General features: G+C 63.4%; 26 protein-coding genes and 1 tRNA gene. 11 read left to right on the top strand and 16 right to left on the bottom strand.

Translation table 11 applies throughout. From position 1 onward, the window contains the following. The first annotated feature begins 66 nt into the window (after positions 1–66). A complete protein-coding gene (locus K3179_RS10085; RefSeq protein WP_221564600.1) occupies positions 67–1533 on the top strand; it encodes an oligosaccharide flippase family protein in 1467 nt (488 codons plus the stop codon). On the opposite strand, the gene pgsA is transcribed toward K3179_RS10085, so the two are convergent. Next, positions 1530–2123 (bottom strand): CDP-diacylglycerol--glycerol-3-phosphate 3-phosphatidyltransferase, encoded by a 594-nt coding sequence (gene pgsA, locus K3179_RS10080; RefSeq protein ID WP_221564598.1) that lies wholly within the window; start codon positions 2121–2123, stop codon positions 1530–1532. The two genes, K3179_RS10085 and pgsA, sit on opposite strands and share 4 nt — an antisense overlap. Positions 2124–2234: 111 nt before the next feature. Here pgsA and K3179_RS10075 point away from each other — a divergent pair, with 111 nt between their 5' ends. Beyond that, a complete protein-coding gene (locus K3179_RS10075; RefSeq protein ID WP_221564596.1) occupies positions 2235–3578 on the top strand; it encodes an MFS transporter in 1344 nt (447 codons plus the stop codon). A gap of 3 nt (positions 3579–3581) precedes the next feature. Here K3179_RS10075 and K3179_RS10070 read toward each other — a convergent pair whose 3' ends face one another. Then, complete coding sequence (locus K3179_RS10070) at positions 3582–3776, bottom strand: hypothetical protein (protein ID WP_221564594.1); 195 nt, start codon at positions 3774–3776, stop codon at positions 3582–3584. 150 nt (positions 3777–3926) lie between these two features. Here K3179_RS10070 and K3179_RS10065 point away from each other — a divergent pair, with 150 nt between their 5' ends. Further along, complete coding sequence (locus K3179_RS10065; protein WP_221564592.1) at positions 3927–5594, top strand: thiamine pyrophosphate-binding protein; 1668 nt, start codon at positions 3927–3929, stop codon at positions 5592–5594. Between the two features lie 88 nt (positions 5595–5682). Here K3179_RS10065 and K3179_RS10060 read toward each other — a convergent pair whose 3' ends face one another. After that, on the bottom strand, positions 5683–5853 hold the full coding sequence (locus K3179_RS10060; RefSeq protein ID WP_221564591.1) for a CsbD family protein: 171 nt from the start codon (positions 5851–5853) through the stop codon (positions 5683–5685). 118 nt (positions 5854–5971) lie between these two features. After that, the gene (locus K3179_RS10055) at positions 5972–6382 is read right to left on the bottom strand and encodes an EVE domain-containing protein (RefSeq protein WP_221564589.1); all 411 of its coding nucleotides are present in this window, start codon (positions 6380–6382) and stop codon (positions 5972–5974) included. A 162-nt stretch (positions 6383–6544) separates the two neighbouring features. Between K3179_RS10055 and K3179_RS10050 the strand changes: the two genes are divergently transcribed. Genes K3179_RS10050 through K3179_RS10030 form a run of 5 tightly spaced genes read left to right on the top strand, consistent with a single transcriptional unit; the run spans position 6545 to position 11841 of the window. After that, positions 6545–8242 carry a putative bifunctional diguanylate cyclase/phosphodiesterase gene (locus K3179_RS10050; protein WP_247712933.1) on the top strand — a complete coding sequence of 566 codons (1698 nt, stop codon included), beginning with the start codon at positions 6545–6547 and terminating at the stop codon, positions 8240–8242. A 41-nt stretch (positions 8243–8283) separates the two neighbouring features. Further along, positions 8284–9093, top strand: coding sequence for a diaminopimelate epimerase (gene dapF / locus K3179_RS10045; protein WP_221565559.1), 810 nt, complete (start codon positions 8284–8286; stop codon positions 9091–9093). After that, positions 9090–10277 (top strand): MiaB/RimO family radical SAM methylthiotransferase, encoded by a 1188-nt coding sequence (locus tag K3179_RS10040; RefSeq protein ID WP_221564587.1) that lies wholly within the window; start codon positions 9090–9092, stop codon positions 10275–10277. Before dapF ends, K3179_RS10040 begins: the two co-directional genes overlap by 4 nt. After that, entirely contained in the window at positions 10274–11197 is a 924-nt protein-coding gene (gene ftsY / locus K3179_RS10035; RefSeq protein WP_090481444.1) for a signal recognition particle-docking protein FtsY, read from the top strand. The genes K3179_RS10040 and ftsY overlap by 4 nt, the downstream gene beginning before the upstream one ends. Next, entirely contained in the window at positions 11197–11841 is a 645-nt protein-coding gene (locus K3179_RS10030) for an inner membrane-spanning protein YciB (protein WP_221564577.1), read from the top strand. Before ftsY ends, K3179_RS10030 begins: the two co-directional genes overlap by 1 nt. 195 nt (positions 11842–12036) lie before the next feature. Here the strand turns inward: K3179_RS10030 and K3179_RS10025 are convergent, their stop codons facing one another. From K3179_RS10025 to K3179_RS09980, 10 genes are all read right to left on the bottom strand, one after another. Beyond that, on the bottom strand, positions 12037–13995 hold the full coding sequence (locus K3179_RS10025) for a potassium transporter Kup (protein ID WP_221564575.1): 1959 nt from the start codon (positions 13993–13995) through the stop codon (positions 12037–12039). Positions 13996–14111: 116 nt separating this feature from the next. Then, entirely contained in the window at positions 14112–14759 is a 648-nt protein-coding gene (locus K3179_RS10020) for a tetratricopeptide repeat protein (RefSeq protein ID WP_221564573.1), read from the bottom strand. Next, on the bottom strand, positions 14756–15139 hold the full coding sequence (locus tag K3179_RS10015) for a cytochrome c-type biogenesis protein (RefSeq protein ID WP_221565556.1): 384 nt from the start codon (positions 15137–15139) through the stop codon (positions 14756–14758). Before K3179_RS10015 ends, K3179_RS10020 begins: the two co-directional genes overlap by 4 nt. A gap of 20 nt (positions 15140–15159) precedes the next feature. After that, entirely contained in the window at positions 15160–15687 is a 528-nt protein-coding gene (locus K3179_RS10010; RefSeq protein WP_221564571.1) for a DsbE family thiol:disulfide interchange protein, read from the bottom strand. Beyond that, positions 15684–17639, bottom strand: coding sequence for a heme lyase CcmF/NrfE family subunit (locus tag K3179_RS10005; protein ID WP_221564569.1), 1956 nt, complete (start codon positions 17637–17639; stop codon positions 15684–15686). Before K3179_RS10005 ends, K3179_RS10010 begins: the two co-directional genes overlap by 4 nt. Beyond that, positions 17636–18097: a cytochrome c maturation protein CcmE gene (gene ccmE / locus K3179_RS10000; RefSeq protein ID WP_221564567.1), complete on the bottom strand. Its 462-nt coding sequence runs from the start codon at positions 18095–18097 to the stop codon at positions 17636–17638. The genes K3179_RS10005 and ccmE overlap by 4 nt, the downstream gene beginning before the upstream one ends. Further along, positions 18094–18249, bottom strand: coding sequence for a hypothetical protein (locus K3179_RS09995; protein ID WP_221564565.1), 156 nt, complete (start codon positions 18247–18249; stop codon positions 18094–18096). Before K3179_RS09995 ends, ccmE begins: the two co-directional genes overlap by 4 nt. A gap of 1 nt (position 18250) precedes the next feature. Further along, positions 18251–18973, bottom strand: coding sequence for a heme ABC transporter permease CcmC (ccmC, locus tag K3179_RS09990; protein WP_221564563.1), 723 nt, complete (start codon positions 18971–18973; stop codon positions 18251–18253). 62 nt (positions 18974–19035) lie between these two features. Beyond that, positions 19036–20103 (bottom strand): Leu/Phe/Val dehydrogenase, encoded by a 1068-nt coding sequence (locus K3179_RS09985; RefSeq protein ID WP_221564561.1) that lies wholly within the window; start codon positions 20101–20103, stop codon positions 19036–19038. A 49-nt stretch (positions 20104–20152) separates the two neighbouring features. Further along, positions 20153–20229: transfer RNA gene (locus K3179_RS09980), tRNA-His, on the bottom strand. 196 nt (positions 20230–20425) lie between these two features. Between K3179_RS09980 and K3179_RS09975 the strand changes: the two genes are divergently transcribed. The 3 genes from K3179_RS09975 to K3179_RS09965 all read left to right on the top strand — a co-directional run bounded on the left by K3179_RS09975 (position 20426) and on the right by K3179_RS09965 (position 21867). Beyond that, a complete protein-coding gene (locus K3179_RS09975) occupies positions 20426–21061 on the top strand; it encodes a prolyl hydroxylase family protein (RefSeq protein ID WP_221564559.1) in 636 nt (211 codons plus the stop codon). Position 21062: 1 nt separating this feature from the next. Beyond that, positions 21063–21485 carry a GFA family protein gene (locus tag K3179_RS09970; protein ID WP_221564557.1) on the top strand — a complete coding sequence of 141 codons (423 nt, stop codon included), beginning with the start codon at positions 21063–21065 and terminating at the stop codon, positions 21483–21485. Between the two features lie 64 nt (positions 21486–21549). After that, positions 21550–21867 (top strand): TraR/DksA family transcriptional regulator, encoded by a 318-nt coding sequence (locus tag K3179_RS09965; protein ID WP_090481412.1) that lies wholly within the window; start codon positions 21550–21552, stop codon positions 21865–21867. 60 nt (positions 21868–21927) lie between these two features. Here K3179_RS09965 and rpmE read toward each other — a convergent pair whose 3' ends face one another. Beyond that, complete coding sequence (rpmE, locus tag K3179_RS09960; RefSeq protein WP_090481408.1) at positions 21928–22152, bottom strand: 50S ribosomal protein L31; 225 nt, start codon at positions 22150–22152, stop codon at positions 21928–21930. Between the two features lie 94 nt (positions 22153–22246). Continuing rightward, complete coding sequence (gene fabZ, locus K3179_RS09955) at positions 22247–22699, bottom strand: 3-hydroxyacyl-ACP dehydratase FabZ (protein ID WP_221564555.1); 453 nt, start codon at positions 22697–22699, stop codon at positions 22247–22249. Positions 22700–22704: the final 5 nt, after the last annotated feature.

Here is a 22704-nt window from a genome sequence, read left to right as displayed (position 1 = left end):
ACGGGATCACGCGAGCCGCATCAGGGGGTTCGAGATCGTCATGCGATTGACCGGGGCACTTTACCGGTGAGCAAGGGAGAGACCGCACAGGTCGGCGTCTATCGCGGCGCTGCCGTGGCCGTCGCGATGACATGGGTCTTGCGCGCCATCGGCCTGGTGTCGGTGTTCATCCTCGCGCGCCTGCTGACCCCGGCGGATTTCGGCGTGGTCGGCCTCGCGATGACGGCTGTCGCGTTGGTGGAGACCTTCTCCTACCTCGGCATGAAGCAGGCGCTGCTGCGGATGGAGAAGCTGGAGCGGGACTATTACGACACGGCCTGGACCATCCAGATCGTGATGTTCGTCCTGCTCGGCGCAGTCCTGTTCGCCATCGCCGGCCCGGCTGCGGCATTCTTTGCAGAGCCGCGGGTAGAGCCGGTCATCTACGCGCTGTCGCTGCGCTTCCTCATGCTCGGGGCGATGAATATCGGGATCGTCGAGTTCGAGCGCGATTTCGCCTTCGGCCGCGACCTGAAGATGAAAGGGACGGCACGGATCGTATCGTTCTTCGCGACCGTCGGGTTGGCCCTGTGGCTTCGGTCCTACTGGGCGCTGGTTGCAGGCATGATCGTGCAGTCGCTCATCCTGATGGTCCTGTCCTACACCATGCAGCCCTATCGCCCGCGCCTGTCGCTGGCGCGCCGGGCGGAGTTGCTCGGCGTTTCCCTGTGGATTTTCGCCGGGGCTGCCGCGCAAGTTTTCTACAGCCAGGTGGAGCGCCTCACCGTGGGCCGCGTGGCCGACACCGGCACGGTCGGCGCGTTTTCCGTGAGCAAGGACGTGGCGAATATCCTGACGCAGGAAATTGCGATGGCCCTCAACCGCGTCACCTACGTAACGACGGCGCGCAGCGGGGCATTCACCGAACAGGGTCGCCGTATTGCCCGCTCGCTGGGTGGCTATGCCATGATGGCCGCGCCCATGGGGCTGGGCCTCGCGGCGGTGTCGGAACAGTTCATTCGTGTATTCCTCGGCGAGCAATGGGGTGCCGCCGCCGTGCTGGTCGCGCCGATTGCCGTCGGCACAGCCCTTATCGCCGTGTTCCGCCTGATCGCCTCCTCGCTCCAGGCAGGCGGCCACGAACGGGTGTCCGGGCTGCTGTGCCTTGGCGCACTGGCCGCCATGATGATCACGGTCGTCACGGTCGCCGCAGACGGCGGATCGCCGTTGGCCATTGCCCAGACCGGCCTTGCCGTCAGCGCAGCGCAATTGCTGGTCGGCCTTGCCATAATCTCGCACCTGTCGCGGGGCAGCGTCTTCGGCGCGATCGTGGCCGTGGCCCGGCCCTTCCTTGCCGCTGCAGCCATGTACGCGCTGGTAATCAGCCTGCCGGTCCTGTCGCCTTCGGTGCTGGTCGAGCTAATCTGGCGCGCCGGTGTCGGAGCGGCGAGCTATGCCGCGATGCTCTGGCTGTTGTGGCTTGTCTCGGGCCGCCCCGATTCAAGCGAGGCAGAGTTCCTTCGCGTCGCAGGCCGCAACCTGCGTCGGCGTTAGTCCATGTGCTTGAGGCCGACCCGCAGGTAGTCCCAGCCGGTTATCAGCGTCAGGATCGCGGCCGCCCACAGGGTCACCAGGCCGACCGTATGCGGGACATTCGCCGCGATATCGCCGATTTCCATCGTCCAGCGCGGCAGCCCCTGCCCTAGGATCAGCGAACCCAGCGACATCAGCTGGAAGGTCGTCTTCCACTTGGCGAGCTTGCTCACCGGAACCGACACCTGCAGACCGCCGAGAAATTCGCGCAGGCCCGACACCGCGATCTCGCGCACGAGAATGATCAGGCCGGCAATGACGTGCATGTCCCCGACGTAGGGCCCGGTCAGCACGCCTTGCGCCGCCAGCACGAGGATCACCGATGCCACCATGATCTTGTCCGCGATCGGATCGAGGAAAATCCCGAGTTTGGAGACCGCGCCGCTGGAACGGGCGAGCATGCCGTCGAAATAATCGGTGATGCCCATCGCGCAGTAGAGCACGAAGGCCGCAAGATAGCCGGTTTCCCAGCCCGGCCACCACAGGAGGAAGGCCAGGAGCGGGATCGCGACGATGCGCGAAAGCGTGAGGATGTTGGGCAGGCTCAACATGACGAATCGCTCTAACGACAAACTGTCCGGCGCAAAAGCGGCACATTTGCCTTGTCCGCGCCTGCGTTAGTCCGCACAAGGACCCGGAGCCGAGGTTGTGCCCGGGGGGTCATGCTTACATCTACACATTTGCTGCGCAGCAGGCGTTTCCTGCCGCTGTTCGTGACGCAGCTGTTCAACGCGTTCAACGACAACCTCTACAAGACCGCGATGGTGCTCTTCGTGGTCTACCAGATCTACAATTCCGAAGAGGCGGAAGGCCAGTTCAGCGCCATCGCGTCGGGATTGTTCATCCTGCCCTTCTTCATCCTGTCCGCGCTGGCGGGGCAGCTTGCCGACATGCGCGACAAGGCGGCGATCATCCGCAAGGTCAAGTTCTGCGAGATAATCCTGATGCTTATCGGGGCGAGCGGGTTGTACCTCGCCTGGAAAGGCTATGACCTGCCGGTCAGCCTGTTCGGTATCGATACCACCCTGCCGATCGTGCTGATGCTGTTTGCCCTGTTCCTGACCGGCGTGCAGTCGACTTTCCTAGGGCCGATCAAATACGCGATCCTGCCCCAGCACCTCAAGAAGGACGAGGTGCTCGCTGGCACCGGCCTGGTCGAAGCAGGAACCTATATCGCCATCCTGGCCGGCACGATCCTGGCCGGCTGGATCCCCGTCGAAGTCGCGGCGGTGGGCATCATCCTCACCTCCGTCGTCGCCTATTTCATCAGCCGCCAGGTGCCCGACGCCCCGCCGCAAGGCGCGCCGGAAAAGCTCGACTGGCATATCCTGCGCGCATCGGTGCAGCTCGTACGCGAAACCATGCATGCGCGCGAAGTCTATTACGCCATCATCGCGATCAGCTTCTTCTGGACCATCGGGGCAGTGCTGTTCATCCAGTTCCCCCCGCTCGCCAAAAACGTCATCATGGCCAGCAAGGAAGTGGCGAGCCTGTTCCTCGTCATCTTCTCGGTCGGGATTGCCATCGGATCGGTCGCAATCAACGCCCTGCTCAAAGGCGAGGTCTCGGCCCGCTATGCCTCGCAATCGGTCATCGTGATGGGCCTCTTCGTGATCGCTTTCTACAGCGTCGCGAAATTGTGGGAGGCCGACCAGCCCACCGAACTGCTCGATGTGGCTGGCTTCCTCGCCTGGCCGATGGCGACCGTGCTGCTGCTGTGCCTGCTCGGCATCGCCATTGCAGGCGGGATGTTCGTCGTGCCACTCTATGCCTTCCTGACCACGCGGGTGGCGCCGGAAAAGGCATCGCGCACGATTGCGGCCAACAATATCGTCAATTCGGGTGCGATGGTCTGCGGCTCGCTCATGGCTATGGGGATGAGCGCGGCGGGAGTGCCCATAGTGGAGCAGGTGCTCATCAGCGCATTGATGTGCCTGATTTCCGCATGGCTGGGACGCAAACTCCTGAAGGCGGAGCGTATCGCTGCCGCCGATAGGCGCGCTTGACGATCAGGCGATAAAGGCGAGGACCGCTGCGAAGGTCGCGAAATAAACCGTCGCCGCACCGCGTACGTCGGAAGCGGTAAGCCTCCAGTCGATCGGCTGGTCCTGCGGCACATCGGCGAACATCGCGCGGCGCTGGGGCAGACTTGCCCGCATCCAGTGGCGGGCGGCTTCGGTGTTAAGGACTAATGCGCGTCTCATGATGCAGCTCTTAACGCATTTTTAACCCTTGGGGTCCCGTACAATCAACGCTGTAGCAATACGGGACATTCATCCTGATTGGTGAGGATAAGTGGCAAGACTTGCCACCGCGATTGCGCGAAGCAGTGCGCGCGGCTAACCGCCTGATCCATGACCAAGCGCCCCACGCCCGCCGCCGCGAAACTCCTCGTCGATTGCCTGATCGAACAGGGCTGCGACCGAATCTTCACCGTGCCGGGAGAAAGCTTCCTGCAGGTGCTCGACGCGCTCGGCCAGCAGGAGGCGATCGACCTTATCACCTGCCGCCAGGAAGGCGGGGTTGCGATGATGGCGTGCGCGGACGGCGCCATGACCGGAAGGCCGGGGATCGCCTTCGTCACCCGCGGCCCAGGCGCGACAAACGCCAGCATCGGCATCCACGTCGCCCAGCAGGATTCGCAGCCGATGATCATGTTCGTGGGCGATGTCGATTCCGGCATGCGCGACCGTGAAGGCTTCCAGGAAGTCGACTTCGCAGCCTTCTTCGGACCCATCGCGAAATGGGCGGCGCGCATCGATAGCGCGGACCGCATCCCGGAATATGTCGCCCGCGCCTATGCCACCGCCATTTCCGGCCGCCCCGGCCCGGTCGTGCTGGCCCTTCCCGAAGACATGCTGAGCCATGACACTGCGGCGAAGCCCCGCAAGCGGGTGGAGCGGCCTGCCCAAGCCCCCTGCCCCGATGCGATGCAGGCGATGATGGCGCTTATCGCCGATGCCGCTTCGCCGGTCGCGATCGTCGGCGGCGCGGGCTGGAACGCAAAGGCGCGCGAGCACTTCCAGCTCTTCGCCGAACGCCTCGGCATTCCGGTCGCCACCGCTTTCCGTCGCCAGGACGCGATCAGCCCGTCGAGCCGCGTCTACGCCGGATCGCTCGGCTATGGCCCCAATCCCAAGCTGGTCGAGCGCGTGAAAAATGCCGACCTGGTGCTCGCAGTCGGCGCACGGCTCGGGGAAGCGACTACCGACGGCTATACCGTCCCGCCGCTGGAGGATGCCGATCGCACGCTGATTCATGTCCATCCCGATCCGGAGGAATTGCACCGCGTCTATTCCACCGATCTCGCCATTTGTGCCGAGATGGACGAATTCGCGGAAAGCGCAGCGCTGTGGGACGACGGCGATACGATCGATTTCGATGCGGGCGCAGAGGCGAATGCCGAATGGGAAGCCTGGGCCACGGCCTCGCCGAACGACTACCCGCTGGACATGGGTGCCTGCGTCCAGTTCATGCGCGACACGCTCCCGGCCGATACGATCATCTGCAACGGCGCGGGCAATTTCGCGGGGTGGTGGCACCGCTACTGGCGTTATGAAGGCTATCCGACACAGCTTGCACCGACTTGCGGAGCCATGGGTTACGGTGTGCCCGCCTCGGTCGCCGCATCGCTACGTTTCCCCGAACGCACGGTCGTTGCCGTAGCGGGCGACGGCGACTTCATGATGAACGGGCAGGAAATGGCCACGCTGGTCCAACACGGCGGCAGCCTCATCGTCATCGTGGTCGATAATGGCGCGTACGGCACGATCCGCATGCACCAGGAGCGCGAATTCCCGGGTGAAGAGCGCATCAGCGGTACTCGCCTCGCAAATCCCGATTTTGCTGCGTTGGCCCAGGCTTATGGCGGCTGGTCTGCGCGCGCCGAAACCACAGAGCAGTTCAAGGATGCGCTGGTTGCAGCGGAAGGCCGCACAGGCCTGCGGCTCATTCACTGCGTCATCGATGTCGAACAACTGGCTGCGAGCGGCGCAACCGTCAGCGGATTGCGCGCCCGCTAAGGCTCGATCGATAGTGGACGACAAAAGGGCCGCCTCCCTGCTTGGGGAGACGGCCCATCGTCACTGAACGTCAGTGTCGTATCGGATGTCAGACGTCGTTGCCGAGCTTGCCTTCGATCTCGCCCTTGAGCTGCTGGGCTTCGCCCTTGCGTTCCTGCTGGCGACCTTCGGCGCGGGTTTCGGGATCGCCCGACTGCTGCTTCACGTTGCCGATGGCTTCGTTGGTGTTGCCTTTGATCTTCTCTGTCAGTTCGCCCATGAGGCCTCTCCTGTAGTTTGTCGCGCTTGAAAAGAAGCGCACTTACAGGAAGATAACGGGCTATCGGATCGAAGCGTTCCGGCCCTTTGCGGCCAAAGGACCTTGTCCTGCGACGAAGCTAAATTCCGGCCATCGAGCAGATCACGGACCACTCGTCGGGTTTTATCTCTGCAACCGACAGGCGCGACAGGCGCACCAGTTCGCAATCCTCGAGCTTGGGTTCGGCCTTGATCTGCTTCAGCGTCACCGGGCTCGGCAGCTTGGTCTTCGGCACGATCTTCACGGCGGCCCACTTGCCTTCCGGATCGGTCGGATCGGTAATTCCGGCCACGCTCACTTCGCAAATGCCGACGATCTCCAGCCCTTCGCGCGAGTGGTAGAAGAACGCCTGATCGCCCACTTGCATGGCCGCAAGGTTGTTCTTGGCGCGGTAATTGCGAACGCCGTCCCAGGTCCCTTCCTTTTCTGCGACGAGATCGTCCCAGCTATATTTGAACGGTTCCGATTTCATCAGCCAGTAACGGGCCATTCGCAAAGTTCTCCTTCTAGCGGGTTCGGCAGTCTGCGGGCGGCCTAGCGCCCCCGACGCCACTTGGCCAGAAAGCGCGCCGCGACAGTGGGTTCCGGTTAACGGGTTTTTAGACATCCTCCCTTAGGCACGCATGGAACACGAGCGTGTCCGGGGGACCTTTTGGGTAAGAACATCTCAGGAAAGCGGCCGGATCGGGCGGATAGCGGGTCGCAGGACCTCGCCGGCTCGACTCGCCATGACCTGGTAACGCAGGGTATCGCCTTTGCCGCGATGATCCTGTTCGTCGGCACGGCCGGCGTGGCACTGCCCAACATCGTCAAGACCTGGAGCGGCGCCGTCGGTGGCACCGACGCCGTCCTGACCAATGCGCTGATCCTCAATATCGCTCTCATCCTCCTTGGCTGGAGGCGCTACAAGGCGCTGAACGTCGAACTGGTCGAACGCCGCCGCTCCGAGGAGGAAGCGCGCCGCCTCGCCGAGATCGACGACCTGACCGGCTGCCTCAACCGCCGCAGTTTCGCCGCCCGCCTCGCGGTTCTTCTGGAACAGGAGTGCAGCGCCGATCGCGCGCTCGCCGCGATTGCGGTCGATCTCGACAACTTCAAGCAGGTGAACGACCTCAATGGCCACGCGGCAGGCGATGCCGTGCTGCGCGCGACTGCCGAGCGGCTGGAGCGCGTGCTTCCCACCGGCGGCGTGCTGGCGCGCATCGGCGGCGACGAATTCCTGTGCGTCGTGCCCTATCATGCCTCTGCCCCCGACCGGATCGAACATTTGGCGACCCGCATGGTCGAACGAGTGGCAACTTCCGTCCAGCATGACGGCGCCGCGCTCGACGTGACAGTGTCGCTCGGCATCGCCAGTTCCGTCCACCTTGAGGCGCTCGAGGAAGGGCGCAGCGGGGCCCAGGCACTGATGCACAAGGCCGACATCGCGATGTACCACGCCAAGAAGCAGGGCAAGAACCGCTTCTACTGGTTCGAGCCGCCGATGGAAAACGAGCTGCGGTTCCGCAACAAGCTGGAATCGGGCATCCGTGCCGGGATCGCGAACGGCGAATTCGTGCCCTATTACGAACAGCAGGTCGACCTGGAGACCGACAGCCTGGTCGGTTTCGAAATGCTCGCCCGCTGGGAATCGCCCGAACTGGGCGTGGTGGGACCGGACATCTTCATCCCGATCGCGGAAGAAATCGGCGTGATCGGCGAATTGTCGGAACGGTTGATCGCGCAGGCTTTCGAAGACGCGAAGCAGTGGGACGACAAGCTCACCTTGTCGGTGAACATCTCGCCCGTGCAGATGCGCGACCCGTGGTTTGCGCAAAAGGTGCTGAAATTGCTGGTGAAGCACCGCTTCCCGCCGCACCGCCTCGATATCGAGATCACCGAAACCTGTCTGCACGAGAATATCGGCATGGTGCGCTCGATGATCACCTCGCTGCGCAACCAGGGCGTCCACGTCAGCCTCGACGATTTCGGGACCGGCTATTCCAGCCTCTCGCAGCTGCGCAGCCTGCCCTTCGACCGCCTCAAGATCGACCGCAGCTTCATCAGCGAACTGCGTGCCGATGAAAACAACACCGCCCTCGTCGACGCGATCGTCGCGATGAGCGATGGCCTGAAGCTGCCGATCACGGCCGAGGGGATCGAGAACGAGGCGATCCACGAGGTGCTCAAGACCATGGGCCGCATGAAGGGACAGGGATACCATTACGGCCGCCCCGAACCTGCGGCCAAGGTGCTGGAACGCCTCTCGGCACAGCAACTCCTCGCCTCGGAAGGCGAGGAAGTCCTCGACCTCGAGGCCGAACGCAGGAAGCGGGACGACAAGGCCGGGACGGGCAAGCGCGCGGGCTGATACTTTACGCTGGCCCCGTGAAGGCATAGATGCGCGCCAAGATGCGCATTCCCTTCATCAAGATGCATGGATTAGGCAATGATTTCGTCGTGCTCGATGCGCGCGAAAATGCCCTGCCCGATCTGGAAGAGCGCATCGTTCGCGGTATCGCCGACCGGTACACGGGTATCGGCTGCGACCAGCTGATCCTGTTGCAGCCCAGCGAAAGGGCTGATTTCCGCATGCGGATCTACAATCACGACGGCGGCGAAGTCGGGGCCTGCGGCAATGCGACGCGCGCCGTGGCCATGCTGCACGGCAGCGATGCCACGATCGAGACGGCTGGCGGCATGCTGGCCGCCTCGCCGCGCCATGGCGGCGCCAGCGTCGACATGGGCGCGCCGCGCTTCGACTGGGATGCGATCCCGCTCGCCTATCCGATGGACACGCTCTCCATGCCCGTCGCCTGGGAAATGCTGGAAAATCCCGGAGCGGTGAATGTCGGCAATCCGCACGTGATCTTCTTCGTGGACGATTGCGATACGGTCCCGCTCGACCGCCTGGGACCGGAAATCGAGAACGACCCGCTGTTTCCCGAACGAGTCAACGTGAACGTCGCGACCATCGAAGACCGCGGAAGGATCAGGCTGCGCGTGTGGGAACGCGGCGCGGGACTGACCAAGGCGTGCGGTACGGGTGCCTGCGCCACTGCGGTCCATGCCATGCGCCGACGGCTTGTCGACAGCGAAGTGACCGTGGCCCTGCCCGGCGGCGACCTGCAGATCGCCTGGAGCGAGGGCGAAACGATCCGCATGACCGGCCCCGCCAGCGAAAGCTTCCGCGGCTCTTTCGAGTGGGACGACTTCGCATGAACGCGCCTGCCAAAATGCCGCAGATCGTGTCGCTCGGCTGCCGCCTCAACATCTCCGAAAGCGAGCGGATGCGCACCATGCTGGCGGGCGAGGAGAACCTCGTCGTCGTCAACAGCTGCGCGGTCACCAGCGAGGCGGTGCGCCAGACGCGCCAGGCAATCCGCCGCGCGCGCCGCGCCAACCCCGATGCACGCCTGCTCGTCACCGGATGCGCCGCTGAGATCGAGCGCGCCGAGCTGGCGGCGATGCCCGAGGTCGATGGCCTCATCGCCAATGACGCAAAGCTCGACCCGCGCGCATGGAACGTCCCGGCGCAAGCTTTTCCGGTCCCCAAGCGCCGCACGCGCGCCTTCGTGGCCGTGCAGAACGGCTGCGACCACGCCTGTACCTTTTGCGTGATCCCGCAGGGGCGCGGTGCCAGCCGCTCGATGTCCGTGGACGCGGTGATCCGCGAAGTGGCCCTTCACGTGGACCAGGGCGCCGCCGAGGTGGTGCTGACCGGCGTCGACGTCACGTCATGGGGCCACGACCTTCCGGGCAAGCCGCAATTGGGCGCGATGGTGCGCGCCGTGCTAGACGCTTTCCCCACCCTGCCGCGCCTCAGGATGTCGTCGCTCGACGGGATCGAGATCGACGAGGCCCTGTTCGAGCTGTTCGCCGGTGAGCCGCGCCTGATGCCGCATCTGCACCTGTCCATGCAGCATGGGCATGACCTCATCCTCAAGCGCATGAAGCGCCGCCACAGCCGCGCCGATGCGGTCGACCTGGTGTGGCGCCTCAAGGACCGCCGCCCGGACCTTGCCGTGGGCGCCGACCTCATCGCCGGTTTCCCGACCGAGACCGTGGAGCATCACGAGGCCAACCTTTCGATCATTCGCGATCTTGGCATCGTGCACGGCCACATCTTCCCATATTCACCCCGCCCCGGCACCCCCGCCGCGCGCATGCCGCAAGTGGACCGCGCGACGATCAAGCAGCGCGCTGCCGAATTGCGCGAGGCGGTGGCGAAGACCCGTGCAGACTGGCTGGCAACGCTCGTCGATAAGCCGCTCAATGTCCTCGCGGAACGCGACGGCACTGGCTATGCGGAAAACTTCGCGCGGGTGGACCTGCCCGCCGGTACCGAGCCGGGGCGGATCGTCACGATCACCCCCACCAAATTCGAGGACGACCTCCTGGCATGAGCAAACCCAGCTGGACCGAGCGCCTGTTCGGCGGCTTCAAGAAAACGTCGGAACGCCTGTCCGAAAACCTGACCGAAGTCGTCAGCAAGGCGAAGCTGGACGATGCGACGCTCGACGATGTCGAGGATGCGCTCATCATGTCCGACCTCGGCCCGAGCGCGGCCGCGCGCATCCGGGAGAAGCTGCGGGACAAGCGCTTCGGCCTGGAAATCAGCGCGCAGGAACTGAAGGAAGCGGTTGCCGAGGAAATCGCGGCTATCCTGCGCCCCGTCGCAAAGCCGCTCGAAATCACGGCCTTTCCGCGTCCGCAGGTCCTGCTCGTGATCGGCGTGAACGGCAGCGGCAAGACGACGACCATCGCCAAGCTCGCCCACCTTTTCGTCGAGGACGATTACAACGTCATGCTCGCCGCCGGAGACACCTTTCGCGCGGCCGCCATCGGCCAGCTCCAGACCTGGGCAGACCGCGTGGGCGTGCCCATCGTGCGCGGGCCTGAAGGCGGCGATCCCGCCTCGATCGTGTTCGACGCCGTCAAGAAGGGCACCGAGATCGGCACCGACGTGCTGATCGTCGACACCGCAGGCCGCCTACAGAACAAGCGCGAGCTGATGGACGAGCTGGCCAAGATCCGCAAAGTCCTCGGCCGTCTCAATCCCGAAGCGCCGCATGACGTGGTGCTGGTGCTCGATGCCACCAACGGCCAGAACGCCCTGTCCCAGATCGACGTGTTCAAGGAAGTGGCAGGCGTCACCGGCCTCGTCATGACGAAGCTCGACGGAACCGCGCGCGGCGGCGTGCTGGTGCAGGCGGCGGAACAATACGGACTTCCGATCCACGCCATCGGCGTCGGCGAGAAAATCGACGATTTGCGCCCCTTCGACCCTGACCTCGTGGCGCGCGTCATTGCGGGGATTGCTTGATGAGCGAAACGAAGCCCAAACAGAAGACCGGCTGGCTCCATACGCTGGTCGATTACGGCCCCCTGCTGGTCTTCCTCGGCGTCTACAAGTTTTACGAACCGCCAGAGACTTCGACATTCGGCGAGATTGCGGCGGTCATTTACGGCACGATCGCCTTTATGGTCGCCGCCGTGGTCGCCCTCGCCTTCAGCAAGTGGAAGTTCGGCAAGGTCAGCCCGATGCTGATCCTGTCGACCACGCTGATCGTCGGCTTCGGCACGTTGACCATCTGGCTGCAGGACGAACGCTTCATCCAGTTCAAGCCGACGGCAATCTACCTGCTTTTCGGCGTCGTCCTCGTCATCGGCTGGCTGCGCAACCGGGCGTGGCTCCAGGTCCTGCTCGGAGCCGCCTTTGAGGGCGTCACCCACGAAGGATGGCTCAAGCTGTCGCGGAACTGGGGTTTCTTCTTCTTCGCACTCGCCGGCCTCAACGAGGTGCTGGTGCGCACGATGAGCTTCGAGGGCTGGCTCTGGGCGAAGCTGTGGGTGTTCCTGCCGCTGACCTTCCTGTTCACCTTCACGCAGATACCGATGCTGCTGCGCCACGGCCTCTCGTTCGAGGATACCGACGAGGTCATGCAGGACGAACCGCCGACCGGGTGATCGGGGAAACGCTTTCCTACTGCGGGTGCCTTGCGGCAGGGATGCCCAATGGCATTGCGACCGGTCCCGAAGTAGCGACGCAGCGAACTGTCACCCGCTCGGGCGCGAGAATTTCGCTTTCAATTCAGTGTAGTAAAGCCAAATGCGGAAGTTGACAGGGTGTCGCCTTTGTCACCCCGATCCCTTACGCCATCATCAAATCTCGACCTGGCTACCAAGTTCGACCACGCGGTTCGTCGGCAGCCTGAAGAAGTCCATCGCGGTTGCGGCGTTCCTCAACATCCAGGCGAAGATCTTTTCTCGCCAGATCGGCATACCGGGCTTGTCGCTGGCGAGCAGCGTCTGGCGCGACAGGAAGAAGCTGGTGTGCATCATGTCGAACTCGCCGCCACAGCGGCCCATTTCCTTCAGGCCCTGGGGCACGTCGGTTTCCTGCATGAAGCCATAGTGCAGCACCGCGCGGTAGAAGCCGTCGCCGAGATCGACCATCTCGCAACGTTCGCTGGCGTCGACATAAGGCGTGTCGGCAATCAGGACCGTCAGGATCACGACGCGTTCGTGCAGCACCTTGTTGTGCTTGATATTGTGCAGCAGCGCGGAGGGAACGCCTGCGGTCTGGCTGGCCATGAAGATCGCCGTGCCAGGCACGCGGGTGGCGCTGTTCTTGGCACTCTTGGCGAAGATTTCGATGGGCAGCGCCGTCTCGCTCATGCGTTCGCGCATCAGCTTGCGTCCGCGCGACCAGGTGGTGAGCAGCGTGAAGGCAACGAGACCGACGACCAGCGGGAACCAGCCGCCATCCGGAATCTTCACCAGATTGGCCGCGAAATAGGCGCCGTCGACGATCAGGAAGAAGGTCACCACGGGCAGAGCGTACCACCACTTCCACTTCCACACGCCAACGAACAGCACGCCCATCAGCAGCGTGTCGATGGTCACCGCACCCGTCACTGCGATACCGTAAGCGCTGGCGAGGCTGGACGAGTTCTGGAAGGTCAGGACGAGGATGATGACCGCCACCATCAGCGCCCAGTTGATGACCGGAATGTAGATCTGGCCTGCCTCGGTCTCGCTGGTGTGGCGGATCGACATGCGCGGCATGAAGCCCAGCTGCATGGCCTGATGGGTAATCGAGAACGCTCCGGAAATAACTGCCTGGCTGGCGATGAATGTCGCCATCGTTGCCAGGATGACGAGCGGCAGGCGGTATTCCTCGCTCGCCAGCAGGAAGAAGGGGTTTGCCGCGGCAATGGCCGCCTGCTCCGGCGGGAGCCCCGCAATCATCGCGCCCTGTCCGAAATAGTTCAGCAGGAGGCACGGCATCACGAAGCCGAACCAGCTCAGGCGCATCGGTCCGCGTCCGAAATGGCCCATGTCCGAATAGAGCGCTTCGGAACCGGTCACCGCAAGCACGACCGCGCCCAGCGCGAGGAATGCCACCACACCGTCGGTGACGAAGAACATGAAGGCGTAATAGGGGTTCAAGGCCCACAGGATGTCGGGGTTCTGCCAGATCTGATTGAGACCCAGCCCGGCAATGGTCACGAAATAGACGATCATGACCGGCGCGAAGAGCGCACCCACCTTCGCAGTCCCCCGGCTTTGCAACAGGAACAGGCAGACCAGAAGGACAAGGGCGATCGGTATGACCAGCGGGTCCAGGCGGTGATCGACCACCGTCAGGCCCTCGACTGCGGAAAGGACGGAAATCGCCGGGGTAATCATGGAGTCGCCGTAGAAAAGCGACGTCGCGAATACGCCCAGCAGGACTACCAGCCAGCCCCATCGCGATTTGCCGATATGGCGGCTGAGCAGCGCTACGAGGGCGAGGCTGCCGCCCTGCCCCTTGTTATCCGCACGCATCAGGATCGTGACGTACTGGATCGCGACGACGATCAGCATGGACCAGAAGATCAGGCTGACGACGCCCAGGACGTGCATCCGGTCGATGGCGATATTGGCGGCACCGGTGAAGGTTTCGCGGAATGCGTACAGCGGGCTCGTGCCGATATCGCCGAAGACGATACCGATAGCGCCGACCGCCAGCGCGGTCTTCGAGGCACCGTGACCGTGGCCGTGCGCCTGACCGGGACCTTCGCGGCGCGCACCGTCGAGCGCAGCCGTATCGACTGGAGCTGTGTTATCGGTGCTCAAAGGTGGGTTTCCGGCCGCATAATGTCATTCGCCTATCCGCGAAGTGTCTGTGTCCTTCGCAAGGTCGCGGCGCTTAGCACCGCCTCGCGACGCTCGCAATGGGCCAGACAGAGGTGTTACCGATCGGGATCGCTTGGCCCTGCCGCCATTTCAAGCAGCGCATCGAGGCGGGCAAGGCGCATAGCGAGGTCCTCGCGCCACTCGGCATCTTCGGGCGCCGCCTCGAGCGCCTCCACCCAAAGTTCGCGTGTCCGGGCAGGTTCGCCGCCGCGAAGCCAGGAAAGGCCGAGGAAATAGCGCGCTCCGCCATTCTCCGGTCGAAGCTTGGCAGCGCGTTCGAAGGCATTGATCGCCGCGGGCGTCAGATTGCCTTCCGCATGTTCGACCAGCGCAATGCCGGTCGCCAGCCAAGCCTCTGTATCAGAAGGATTTTCACTGATTGCATTGGCATAGAGTCCGGTTGCCTGCGCATAGTCCCCGCGGCGGGCGAAACCGTCGCCCGTGACGATCCAGCGGCTGGGCAATTGACCCTCGCCGAAGAATTCGCGGCGGGCGGAGACCAGGAGTTCGCCGCTCTGTGCCTCGGAACCGGCAGCCGCCTTGGGCGCGCTCCCCTGACCGGGCGAGCCCTGCATCGCATAGCCCGCGAGGCCGAAGATCAGCGTCGCCCCCAGCAAGGTCCACAAGCTGCGCGGCAGGCGCAGGAAAGCCACGGCGGCCACGAACGCAACAAGAGCGAGGAGGATGATCGGCAACCAGGTCACGCCCTGCCCTTACCGAATCGGCGCCACAGAACCGCAGCAATGGCCAGGAGGAAGACTATCGGCAGTACGAACAGTGGCCATGTCCGCGCACTCACGACCGGGGCATAGCTGACGTAATCGCCATAGCGCTGCATGAGCCAGGCGCGGACTTCTTCCGGCTGCTCGCCTGCCGCGATGCGGATGCGGACCTGGTGGCGCATGTCCCCGGCCATCGGCGCATCGCTGTCCGCAATAGATTGCGACTGGCACTTGAGGCAGCGCAACGTCTCCATCAGTTCCTGCGCCGCAGCTTCCTGCGCCGGATCGTCCAATTGCCGATAGGCGTAGGGGGCAGGCGGCGCGCTGCCCTGCGCCAGCACGGGGGCGGCGACAAGCGCCATCAGGAAGGCCGCAAGCAGTCTCACGCGCCGGCTTCCCTCAGCTTCTCGAGCAGGACGGGCACGTCGTCCGCGCGGATATCGCCGATATGCTGGTAGGTAATTACGCCGTTGCCATCGATGACGAAGGTTTCAGGCACGCCGGAGGAGCCGATGCCCAGCTGCACTTCCGAAAGGTCGTCGCGCCCGATACGGCTGTAGGGATTGCCATGCCGCGCAAGGAACTGCGCCACGTCTTCGGGATCGTCGCGGATCGCGATGCCGACGATCTCGGCGCCTTGTTCCTTCAAGGCTTCGAGCTGCGGGGCCTCGGCGATGCAGGGCAGGCACCAGCTCGCCCAGATATTGAGTAGTCGCGGCTTGCCGTGCCTGAGGTCTGCCGTGGTGACGCCCGGGTTTTCGGAATGCGCAGGCGGCAACTCGAAATAGGGCAGCTCCTGCCCGATCATGCCGCTCGCCACGACATCGTCCTTCGGCTGCGTCAGCTGATAGGCCGCGACGCCAAGGAAAAGCGCGAAAAGCATCAGAGGCAGCCAGACACGCCAGTTCATCGCAATTCCTCCATGTCGGCGCGGCGCACCTCGATCTTTCTCCGGATCGAGCGGCGCTTCAGGTCGCGGCGGACGCGGCCGATAATCGCCAGCACCCCGCCCAGCGCCATCAGCATTCCGCCGTACCAGATCAGCGTCACGAACGGCTTCCACCACAGGCGCAATTGCCACCTGCCATCGTCGGCCTCACTACCCATGACGGCGTAAAGCTGGCCATTCCAGCGCGTGAGGAGGACGCTTTCCGTGGTCTGTTGCGGCGGCGCCCAGAAATTGCGGGACTGGGGCGCAATCTCGCTGGGCTCACCGCCCTTGTAACTCGCAAGCATGCGGCCTTCGATTGCGGTCCAGTTGGGTCCGGCAACCGGCTCGATACCGTCCAGCTTCACTTCCCACGGTCCGACCTGGGTCGACTGCCCGACCTCAAGGGCTGCAAGCTTCTCGTTCGAGAACGCGCTTTCGCTGGCCATTCCGAAGAGGGCGACGGCTATGCCGAAATGCGCCACAACCATGCCCCAGACCGAGACCGGAAGGCGTCGGAGATTGCGTCCCCTCAGCGGAAGGAAGCTTGCCACGCCCAGTGCGATTGCCAGCGCCAGTCCCAAAAGCGGAAGGATCGCCACGCGCTCGAACAAGGCAAAGAAGATCAGCCCCGCGACGATGATCGCGGCAATAAGCGCCAGTTCCTTGGAAATGCGCCCGAAACTATCGCGCCGCCACCGTAGCAACGGGCCGACGGCCATCACCGCCAGCATCGGCAGGGCAAAAATCGCCGACACCGGATTGAAGTACGGCGGGCCGACCGAAACACGCACGTCGAAAGCCTCGGTCAGCAAGGGATAGAGCGTACCCAGCAGAACCACGGCGAGAATGGCGCTCAGCATGACATTGTTGAACACCAGCGCGCCCTCGCGGCTGGCCACGCTGAAGCGTTCACCCTCGCTGATCGAGTTGGCTCGCAGCGCGAAGAGGAGGAGCGCTCCGCCGATATAGATGGCGAGCAATGCCAGAATAAAACTGCCACGTTTGGGATCGACGGCGAAGGCATGCACACTTGTCAGGACGCCCGATCGCACAAGGAAAGTCCCGAGCATGCTCATGGAGAAGGCGATCACGCCCAGCATGATGGTCCAGACCCGCAAGGCATCGCGGCTCGCAAGGACACTGACGGAATGGAGCAGCGCGGTCGCCGCCAGCCAGGGCATCAGCGATGCATTCTCGACTGGGTCCCAGAACCACCAGCCGCCCCAGCCGAGCTCGTAATAGGCCCAATAGCTACCGGCCGTGATGCCGAGCGTAAGGAGTACCCATGCGCCGAGCACCCAAGGACGCATGGCGCGAGCGAAATCGGGCGTGACGGATCGGGTCAGCATGGCGCCGACGGCGAAGCTGAACGCGACCGACAGACCGACGTATCCGAAGTAAAGGGTCGGCGGATGGAAGGCGAGACCGATATCCTGGAGCAGCGGATTGAGCCCCTGCCCTTCGGCCGCAGGGATCGGCAGCCGCTCGAACGGGTTCGAACTGAGGAGCAGGAAGGCATAAAAGCCCAGCGCCACAAAGCCTTGCGCCGCCAATGTCGCCTGCATGGTGCGTTCCGGAAGGCGTCGTTCGACTGCTGCAATCAACGCGCCGGCCAGCGCCATGACCGTGACCCAAAGGAGCATGGAGCCTTCGTGATTGCCCCAGGCGCCCGAGAGCTTGAACACCATCGGCTTCATCGAATGGGAATTTGCGGCAACCAGTTTGACCGAAAGATCGGTGATTGCGAACACCCAGAGTAAGGCCGCGAAAGCGAATGCCGCCAATGCTCCCTGGAGGATCGCCGCAGGGCGCGAGAGTATGGTTATGCCCTCGGCCTCTCCGTCTCGCACGCCGAGCGCGCCAGCCACCAGTTGCAGCACAGCCAGGGCCGCCGCCATCCACAGCGCGGCATGACCGAGTTCTGCGATCATTCGAGGCCCACCGTGGTTTCTTTGGCCATCTCGGCTGCCTGATGCTCGCTCATGCCTTCCAGTTCGCGCGGCACGTAGTTCTCGTCGTGCTTGGCGAGCAGATTGTCGGCAACGAAGGTACCGCCTGCATCGAGGCGGCCTTCCGCCACCACGCCCGAGCCCTCGACGAAGAGGTCAGGAAGAATACCGGCAAACCGCACGGGAATGCGGGAGTTTTCACGTCCGGTAACAGCGAAGGTCACAGTTATACCGTCGGCCTGCTTTTCCAGTGAACCGGGTTCGACCATCCCGCCAAGTCGCACGGCCTGACCCGGCTCGGGCGGATTTTCCGCCATTTGCTCCGGCAGGTAGAAATAGCTGGCCTGATTGCGCAGAGCATAGCTCGCCAGCAGTCCGGCGCCGATCAGAGCGATCAGGGCGAGGACGATGAGGATCAGCCTTTGGTGTTTCGCCTTCATCGCGTTTTCCTCGTAGCGGAGCGCACGTTTTCGCGACGCTTTTCCGCGCGCTTCATCGCAATCCAGCTCCAGGCGATCATGCCCAGCGTCCCGATGACCGCCACGACATAGGCCGCGAGCACGAAATCCCATTGGTCGAGAGACTCACGCATTTCAGTCCGCCTCCAGCGCGCGTCGCCGCAAGCGAGCTTCCGCCTGAATGTCGGCGAGAAGAGCGCGCATCCGCGCGAGCACCACCCCGCCGAAAATCAGCGAGAAGCCGAGTACCGCCAGAAGCAGCGGCTGCAGGAAAACCGCATCGATCGCGCTCTTGCCCATGGTTATGCTGGGCGGTTGGTGGAGCGAATTCCACCACACGACACTGCGGTTGATGATCGGGATGTTGACCGCGCCAAGCAGGCCGAAAATCGCCGGAATGCGCGCGGATACGCCCTCGCGTTCGGCAGCTTGAGCCAGCGCGATGTAAGCGAGATACAGGAAGGCCAGCACAAGCATGCTGGTCAACCGACCGTCCCACACCCACCACGTGCCCCATGTTGGCCGGCCCCAGATAGAGCCGGTCGCGAGACAGATGATGGTGAACACGAGGCCCGGTACTGCCGCCGCTCGCGCAGCGATGGCGGCCAGCGGATGGCGCCATACCAGGAACACGAGGCTGGAAATCGCAATCGCGCTCCACCCGCCCATGCCAAGCCATGCGGTGGGTACATGGATGAAGAGAATGCGGACAGTCTCTCCCATCAGGCGGTCCGGGGGAACCGAGGTGACGCCCCAGAACAGCGCGACTGCCGTCACGATGAGGCCACTCGCAAGCAACAGCGGCGTCAGCCACTGGGCGAGGGAAAGGAACCGTTTGGGATTGGCAAAGCCGTGCATGATCGAAAGCCGTCGCCCGCGCTTTTACAGGCGCAGGCCTGACCCGCAAGTGAAGATCGCGCTTATCCGCGCCCGATGAGGGCCTGCGCCAGGCGGTCGGCGACCTGATCGGGCGATTCGCCGGTCTTATCGCTTTCCTGCCAGATTTCTTTCAGCCGCCCGGGGATCAGCGCGATACGCTTGCGCACCTCGTTGATGTCGCAGGGCGCTTCGTCCTGGCGGCACAGGTATTCGAGAGTTACCGAGATGATCCCGCCGGCGTTGATGACGTAGTCTGGGGCGTACAGGATGCCGCGCTTTGCCAGCATCGGGCCGTGTTCGGGCCGCTTCAACTGGTTGTTCGCGCCGCCCGCCACGATCTTGCAATCGAGGCGACCGATACCCTCGTCATCAAGGATCGCGCCAAGCGCGTTCGGGCTGAACACGTCGCACGGAACCGACATGATTGCGTCGCTTGCCACGCATTCTGCATCGAGTTCGGTCGCCAGCGCCCGGCATCGATCTTCGCTGATATCCGAGAGCGTGAGCTTGGCGCCTTCCTTGGCCAGCAGCCTCGCGACGCCGCCACCGACACTGCCGACGCCCTGGAGGGCGACATGCACGCCGTCCATGCTGTCTTTGCCGAGCTTGTGCTTCACAGCGGCCTTGATGCCGAGGAAAATGCCGAGGGCAGTGAACGGACCGGGGTCGCCGCCGGCGGCGTCCTCGCCCTCGACCGGCAGGCCGGACACGAACTGGGTGCGCTGGGCTACCGCTGCCATGTCGGCTTCGGAGATACCCACGTCTTCTGCAGTCACATACTGGCCGCCTAGGGCCTCGACCGCGTCTGCAAAAGCAGCGAGCATTTCGGGGGTCTTGGTCTTGTCGCTATCCGCAAGGATGACAGCCTTGCCGCCGCCCATCGGAAGGCCGGCCATGGCGTTCTTGTAGCTCATTCCGCGCGACAAGCGCAGGGCATCGCGCATGGCCGCTTCCGGCTCCGCATAATGCCAGAAGCGCGTCCCACCGGCGCCCGGGCCGAGATGCGTCGAGTGCAGCGCGATAATCGCAGTCAGGCCGCTCTTCCGGTCGCGAACGAGCTGCACGAGCTCGTGATCGTCAAAGTCCGTTTCGGTCCAGAAAGCCGTCATCGCTATGCCCCTTGCAAGGAGTTCAACATGCTGCGCGAAGGGCAGAAAATGGGGCGATCGACGGGGTTCGAACCCGCGACCTCCGGTACCACAAACCGGCGCTCTAACCAACTGAGCTACGATCGCCACACGCCCCCGGAACGCAGCCGGGTAGGCGGCACATAATCGCGGGCGAGCGGGCGTCAACCCGCCTTCCGCAACGGCGCGTGCCTGTTGCACAATGTGCGACCAATGGGAAGGGAAAAAAGCGTGTGCGGGGTCTGGCACGCAACTATCTTACGACCCCTTGCAGCGGCTGCACCCGCGACTATCGTGCGAACCGATGAACGGACCGGGCGAATCTTCTGCCGAAACACTGCTGGCCCGGCCAGGCGTACAACGTGTTCCTTCGGACAGGCTGGAGCTGTTCCAGTTGAAGAATTTCGTCAGCCCTTCCCTGTGTGAAACGCTGATCGAACTGATCGAGAAGGACCGCCGTCCTTCCACGCTGGCAGATGCAGGGGACGATCGGTATTTCCGCACCAGCGAAACATGCGACCTAGAGCCAGAAGAACCCGCGGTTCGCGAGATGGAGGCGCTATTCAGCGCTCTGAACGGTATCGACCCGACCCATGGCGAACCCCTGCAGGGCCAGCGTTACGATGTCGGCCAAGAGTTCAAGCCGCATTGCGACTACTTCAATCGCGGCGGACAGGACTGGGACAAGTACTGTTCCGTCGCGGGCCAGCGCACCTGGACCTTCATGATCTATCTCAACGATGTCGAAGCCGGTGGCGCGACGCGGTTCAAGGCGATCAAGAAGAATTTCCAGCCTGAAACCGGCAAGCTGGTGTGCTGGAACAACATGCGTCCCGACGGCTCGGAAAACCCGAATACGATCCATCACGGCATGAAAGTGCGCCGCGGCGTCAAATACGTCATAACGAAATGGTATCGCGAAAAGCCGTGGGGTTGGTAGGATGATCGAAGGCGGAAAAATTTACGAAGGCGGCTGCCATTGCGGGACCGTGAGGTTTCGCTTCACCATGCCCGAAGCACCTGTGATCAGGCGCTGCAATTGTACGATCTGCGCGATGAAGGGTGTGGTCATGGTCGACGTACCGATGGCCGACTGCACCATCATGGCCGGCGAGGACGCCCTCACCCTTTACACATTCGGGAGCGGGCAAGCGCAGCATCGCTTTTGCTCGAAATGCGGCATCCACCCATTCCACCAGTTGCGATCCGAACCCGATTACTACGGTCTCAATCTTGCCTGCATTGACGGCATGACGATCTTCGACCTGCCGGAGATCGAGGTGTTCGACGGACAGAACCATCCGGCCGATAGCGGTGAATACAACTACATCGGCGTGATGCGTTTCGAACGCTACGAAGATTGATCCGTATCAATTACTGGCAAGCCGTCGCTTGCTAATTATCCCTGTGATCAAGGGAGAAATCGCGATGACCGACTATAGCGGCCTCAAACAACAGCTCGAACAGCGCCTTGCCGATCTGCTCGACCGTGCGGAGGTGATCGAGGATGATCTGCGGCACCCCCTGGATGCCGACTTTGGCGAACAGGCAATCGACCTTGCCGACGACGAGGCTCTGGAAGGGGTCGACGATGTCTTGCGCGCGGAAATCGGACAGGTGCGCAATGCACTGCTGAGGATAGAAAACGGCACCTATGGCACTTGCGCCAATTGCGGCAAGCCGATCGCCGAGGCCCGTCTGCAAGCGCGCCCCATCGCGACCCGCTGCATCGAATGTGCTGCCTGACCGAAACGAAAAAGGGCGGCCCCGCAGGACCGCCCTTCGAATTCGGTGATACCCGAAAGCTTACTTCTTGAGGCTGATGCCGCCGAAGCGCTTGTTGAAGGCTGCGACGCGGCCGCCTTCCTGAAGCTGCTGCTTGCCGCCGGTCCATGCCGGGTGGCTCGTCGGGTCGATTTCCAGCGTCAGGGTTTCGCCTTCGCTGCCCCAGGTGGAGCGCGTCTGGAATTCGGTGCCATCGGTCATCTTGACCGTGATCATGTGGTAATCGGGGTGACCTTCGGCCTTCATGATAAACGTCCTTCTAGCTTCGGAACGGTTCCGACCGGTCCAGCTGTGTTTGGAGAAGGCGCGCGGTTAGCGCCGCGCGCAAAGATTTGCAAGCCTATTCGGGCGCGTCAGCGATCATCGCGGTGAAGCTGACTTCGCAGGTGACCTTGCCGTCCACGCTCGCTTCGCCGGCAAACTTACAGACCCGCGAACGCTTCTGGACGAAGCTGGCCTTGAGATCGAGCAGCACGCCCGGCGTGACGGGAGCGCGGAATTTCGCGTTCTCGATTGCCATGAAATAGACGAGCTTGCCGGATCCGGCGAGGCCGAGGCTTTCGACCGCGAGCACTCCGGCCGCCTGGGCCAATGCCTCGATCTGGAGCACGCCCGGCATGATCGGCGCCCCGGGGAAATGCCCCTGGAAGAAATCTTCATTGAAACTGACCGCCTTGATCGCATGGATGCGTTCATCGACGACCAGCTCCTGGACGCGATCGACGAGTAGCAGGGGATAGCGGTGCGGCAGGCGCTTCAGCACCTCGACAACGTCGAAACCGGTCTCGCTCATGCCCC

Source organism: Qipengyuania intermedia (assembly GCF_019711615.1).
GTDB classification, from domain to species: Bacteria; Pseudomonadota; Alphaproteobacteria; order Sphingomonadales; family Sphingomonadaceae; genus Qipengyuania; species Qipengyuania intermedia.
The sequence above is the reverse complement of the archived record's forward strand: the minus strand, read 5'-3'. Positions and strand labels throughout refer to the sequence as shown.

Coding starts and splice junctions, on each gene's coding strand:
- dapF (WP_221565559.1), top strand. CDS start 8,284: ATGCGCATTCCCTTCATCAAGATGCATGGATTAGGCAATGATTTCGTC.
- K3179_RS09985 (WP_221564561.1), bottom strand. CDS start 20,103: ATGACGGCTTTCTGGACCGAAACGGACTTTGACGATCACGAGCTCGTG.
- K3179_RS10075 (WP_221564596.1), top strand. CDS start 2,235: ATGCTTACATCTACACATTTGCTGCGCAGCAGGCGTTTCCTGCCGCTG.
- K3179_RS09970 (WP_221564557.1), top strand. CDS start 21,063: ATGATCGAAGGCGGAAAAATTTACGAAGGCGGCTGCCATTGCGGGACC.
- K3179_RS09965 (WP_090481412.1), top strand. CDS start 21,550: ATGACCGACTATAGCGGCCTCAAACAACAGCTCGAACAGCGCCTTGCC.
- pgsA (WP_221564598.1), bottom strand. CDS start 2,123: ATGTTGAGCCTGCCCAACATCCTCACGCTTTCGCGCATCGTCGCGATC.
- ftsY (WP_090481444.1), top strand. CDS start 10,274: ATGAGCAAACCCAGCTGGACCGAGCGCCTGTTCGGCGGCTTCAAGAAA.
- K3179_RS10060 (WP_221564591.1), bottom strand. CDS start 5,853: ATGGGCGAACTGACAGAGAAGATCAAAGGCAACACCAACGAAGCCATC.
- K3179_RS09995 (WP_221564565.1), bottom strand. CDS start 18,249: ATGCGTGAGTCTCTCGACCAATGGGATTTCGTGCTCGCGGCCTATGTC.
- K3179_RS10015 (WP_221565556.1), bottom strand. CDS start 15,139: ATGGCGCTTGTCGCCGCCCCCGTGCTGGCGCAGGGCAGCGCGCCGCCT.
- K3179_RS10070 (WP_221564594.1), bottom strand. CDS start 3,776: ATGAGACGCGCATTAGTCCTTAACACCGAAGCCGCCCGCCACTGGATG.
- K3179_RS10040 (WP_221564587.1), top strand. CDS start 9,090: ATGAACGCGCCTGCCAAAATGCCGCAGATCGTGTCGCTCGGCTGCCGC.
- K3179_RS10055 (WP_221564589.1), bottom strand. CDS start 6,382: ATGGCCCGTTACTGGCTGATGAAATCGGAACCGTTCAAATATAGCTGG.
- K3179_RS10005 (WP_221564569.1), bottom strand. CDS start 17,639: ATGATCGCAGAACTCGGTCATGCCGCGCTGTGGATGGCGGCGGCCCTG.
- ccmC (WP_221564563.1), bottom strand. CDS start 18,973: ATGCACGGCTTTGCCAATCCCAAACGGTTCCTTTCCCTCGCCCAGTGG.
- ccmE (WP_221564567.1), bottom strand. CDS start 18,097: ATGAAGGCGAAACACCAAAGGCTGATCCTCATCGTCCTCGCCCTGATC.
- rpmE (WP_090481408.1), bottom strand. CDS start 22,152: ATGAAGGCCGAAGGTCACCCCGATTACCACATGATCACGGTCAAGATG.
- K3179_RS10030 (WP_221564577.1), top strand. CDS start 11,197: ATGAGCGAAACGAAGCCCAAACAGAAGACCGGCTGGCTCCATACGCTG.
- fabZ (WP_221564555.1), bottom strand. CDS start 22,699: ATGAGCGAGACCGGTTTCGACGTTGTCGAGGTGCTGAAGCGCCTGCCG.
- K3179_RS10010 (WP_221564571.1), bottom strand. CDS start 15,687: ATGAACTGGCGTGTCTGGCTGCCTCTGATGCTTTTCGCGCTTTTCCTT.
- K3179_RS09975 (WP_221564559.1), top strand. CDS start 20,426: ATGAACGGACCGGGCGAATCTTCTGCCGAAACACTGCTGGCCCGGCCA.
- K3179_RS10065 (WP_221564592.1), top strand. CDS start 3,927: ATGACCAAGCGCCCCACGCCCGCCGCCGCGAAACTCCTCGTCGATTGC.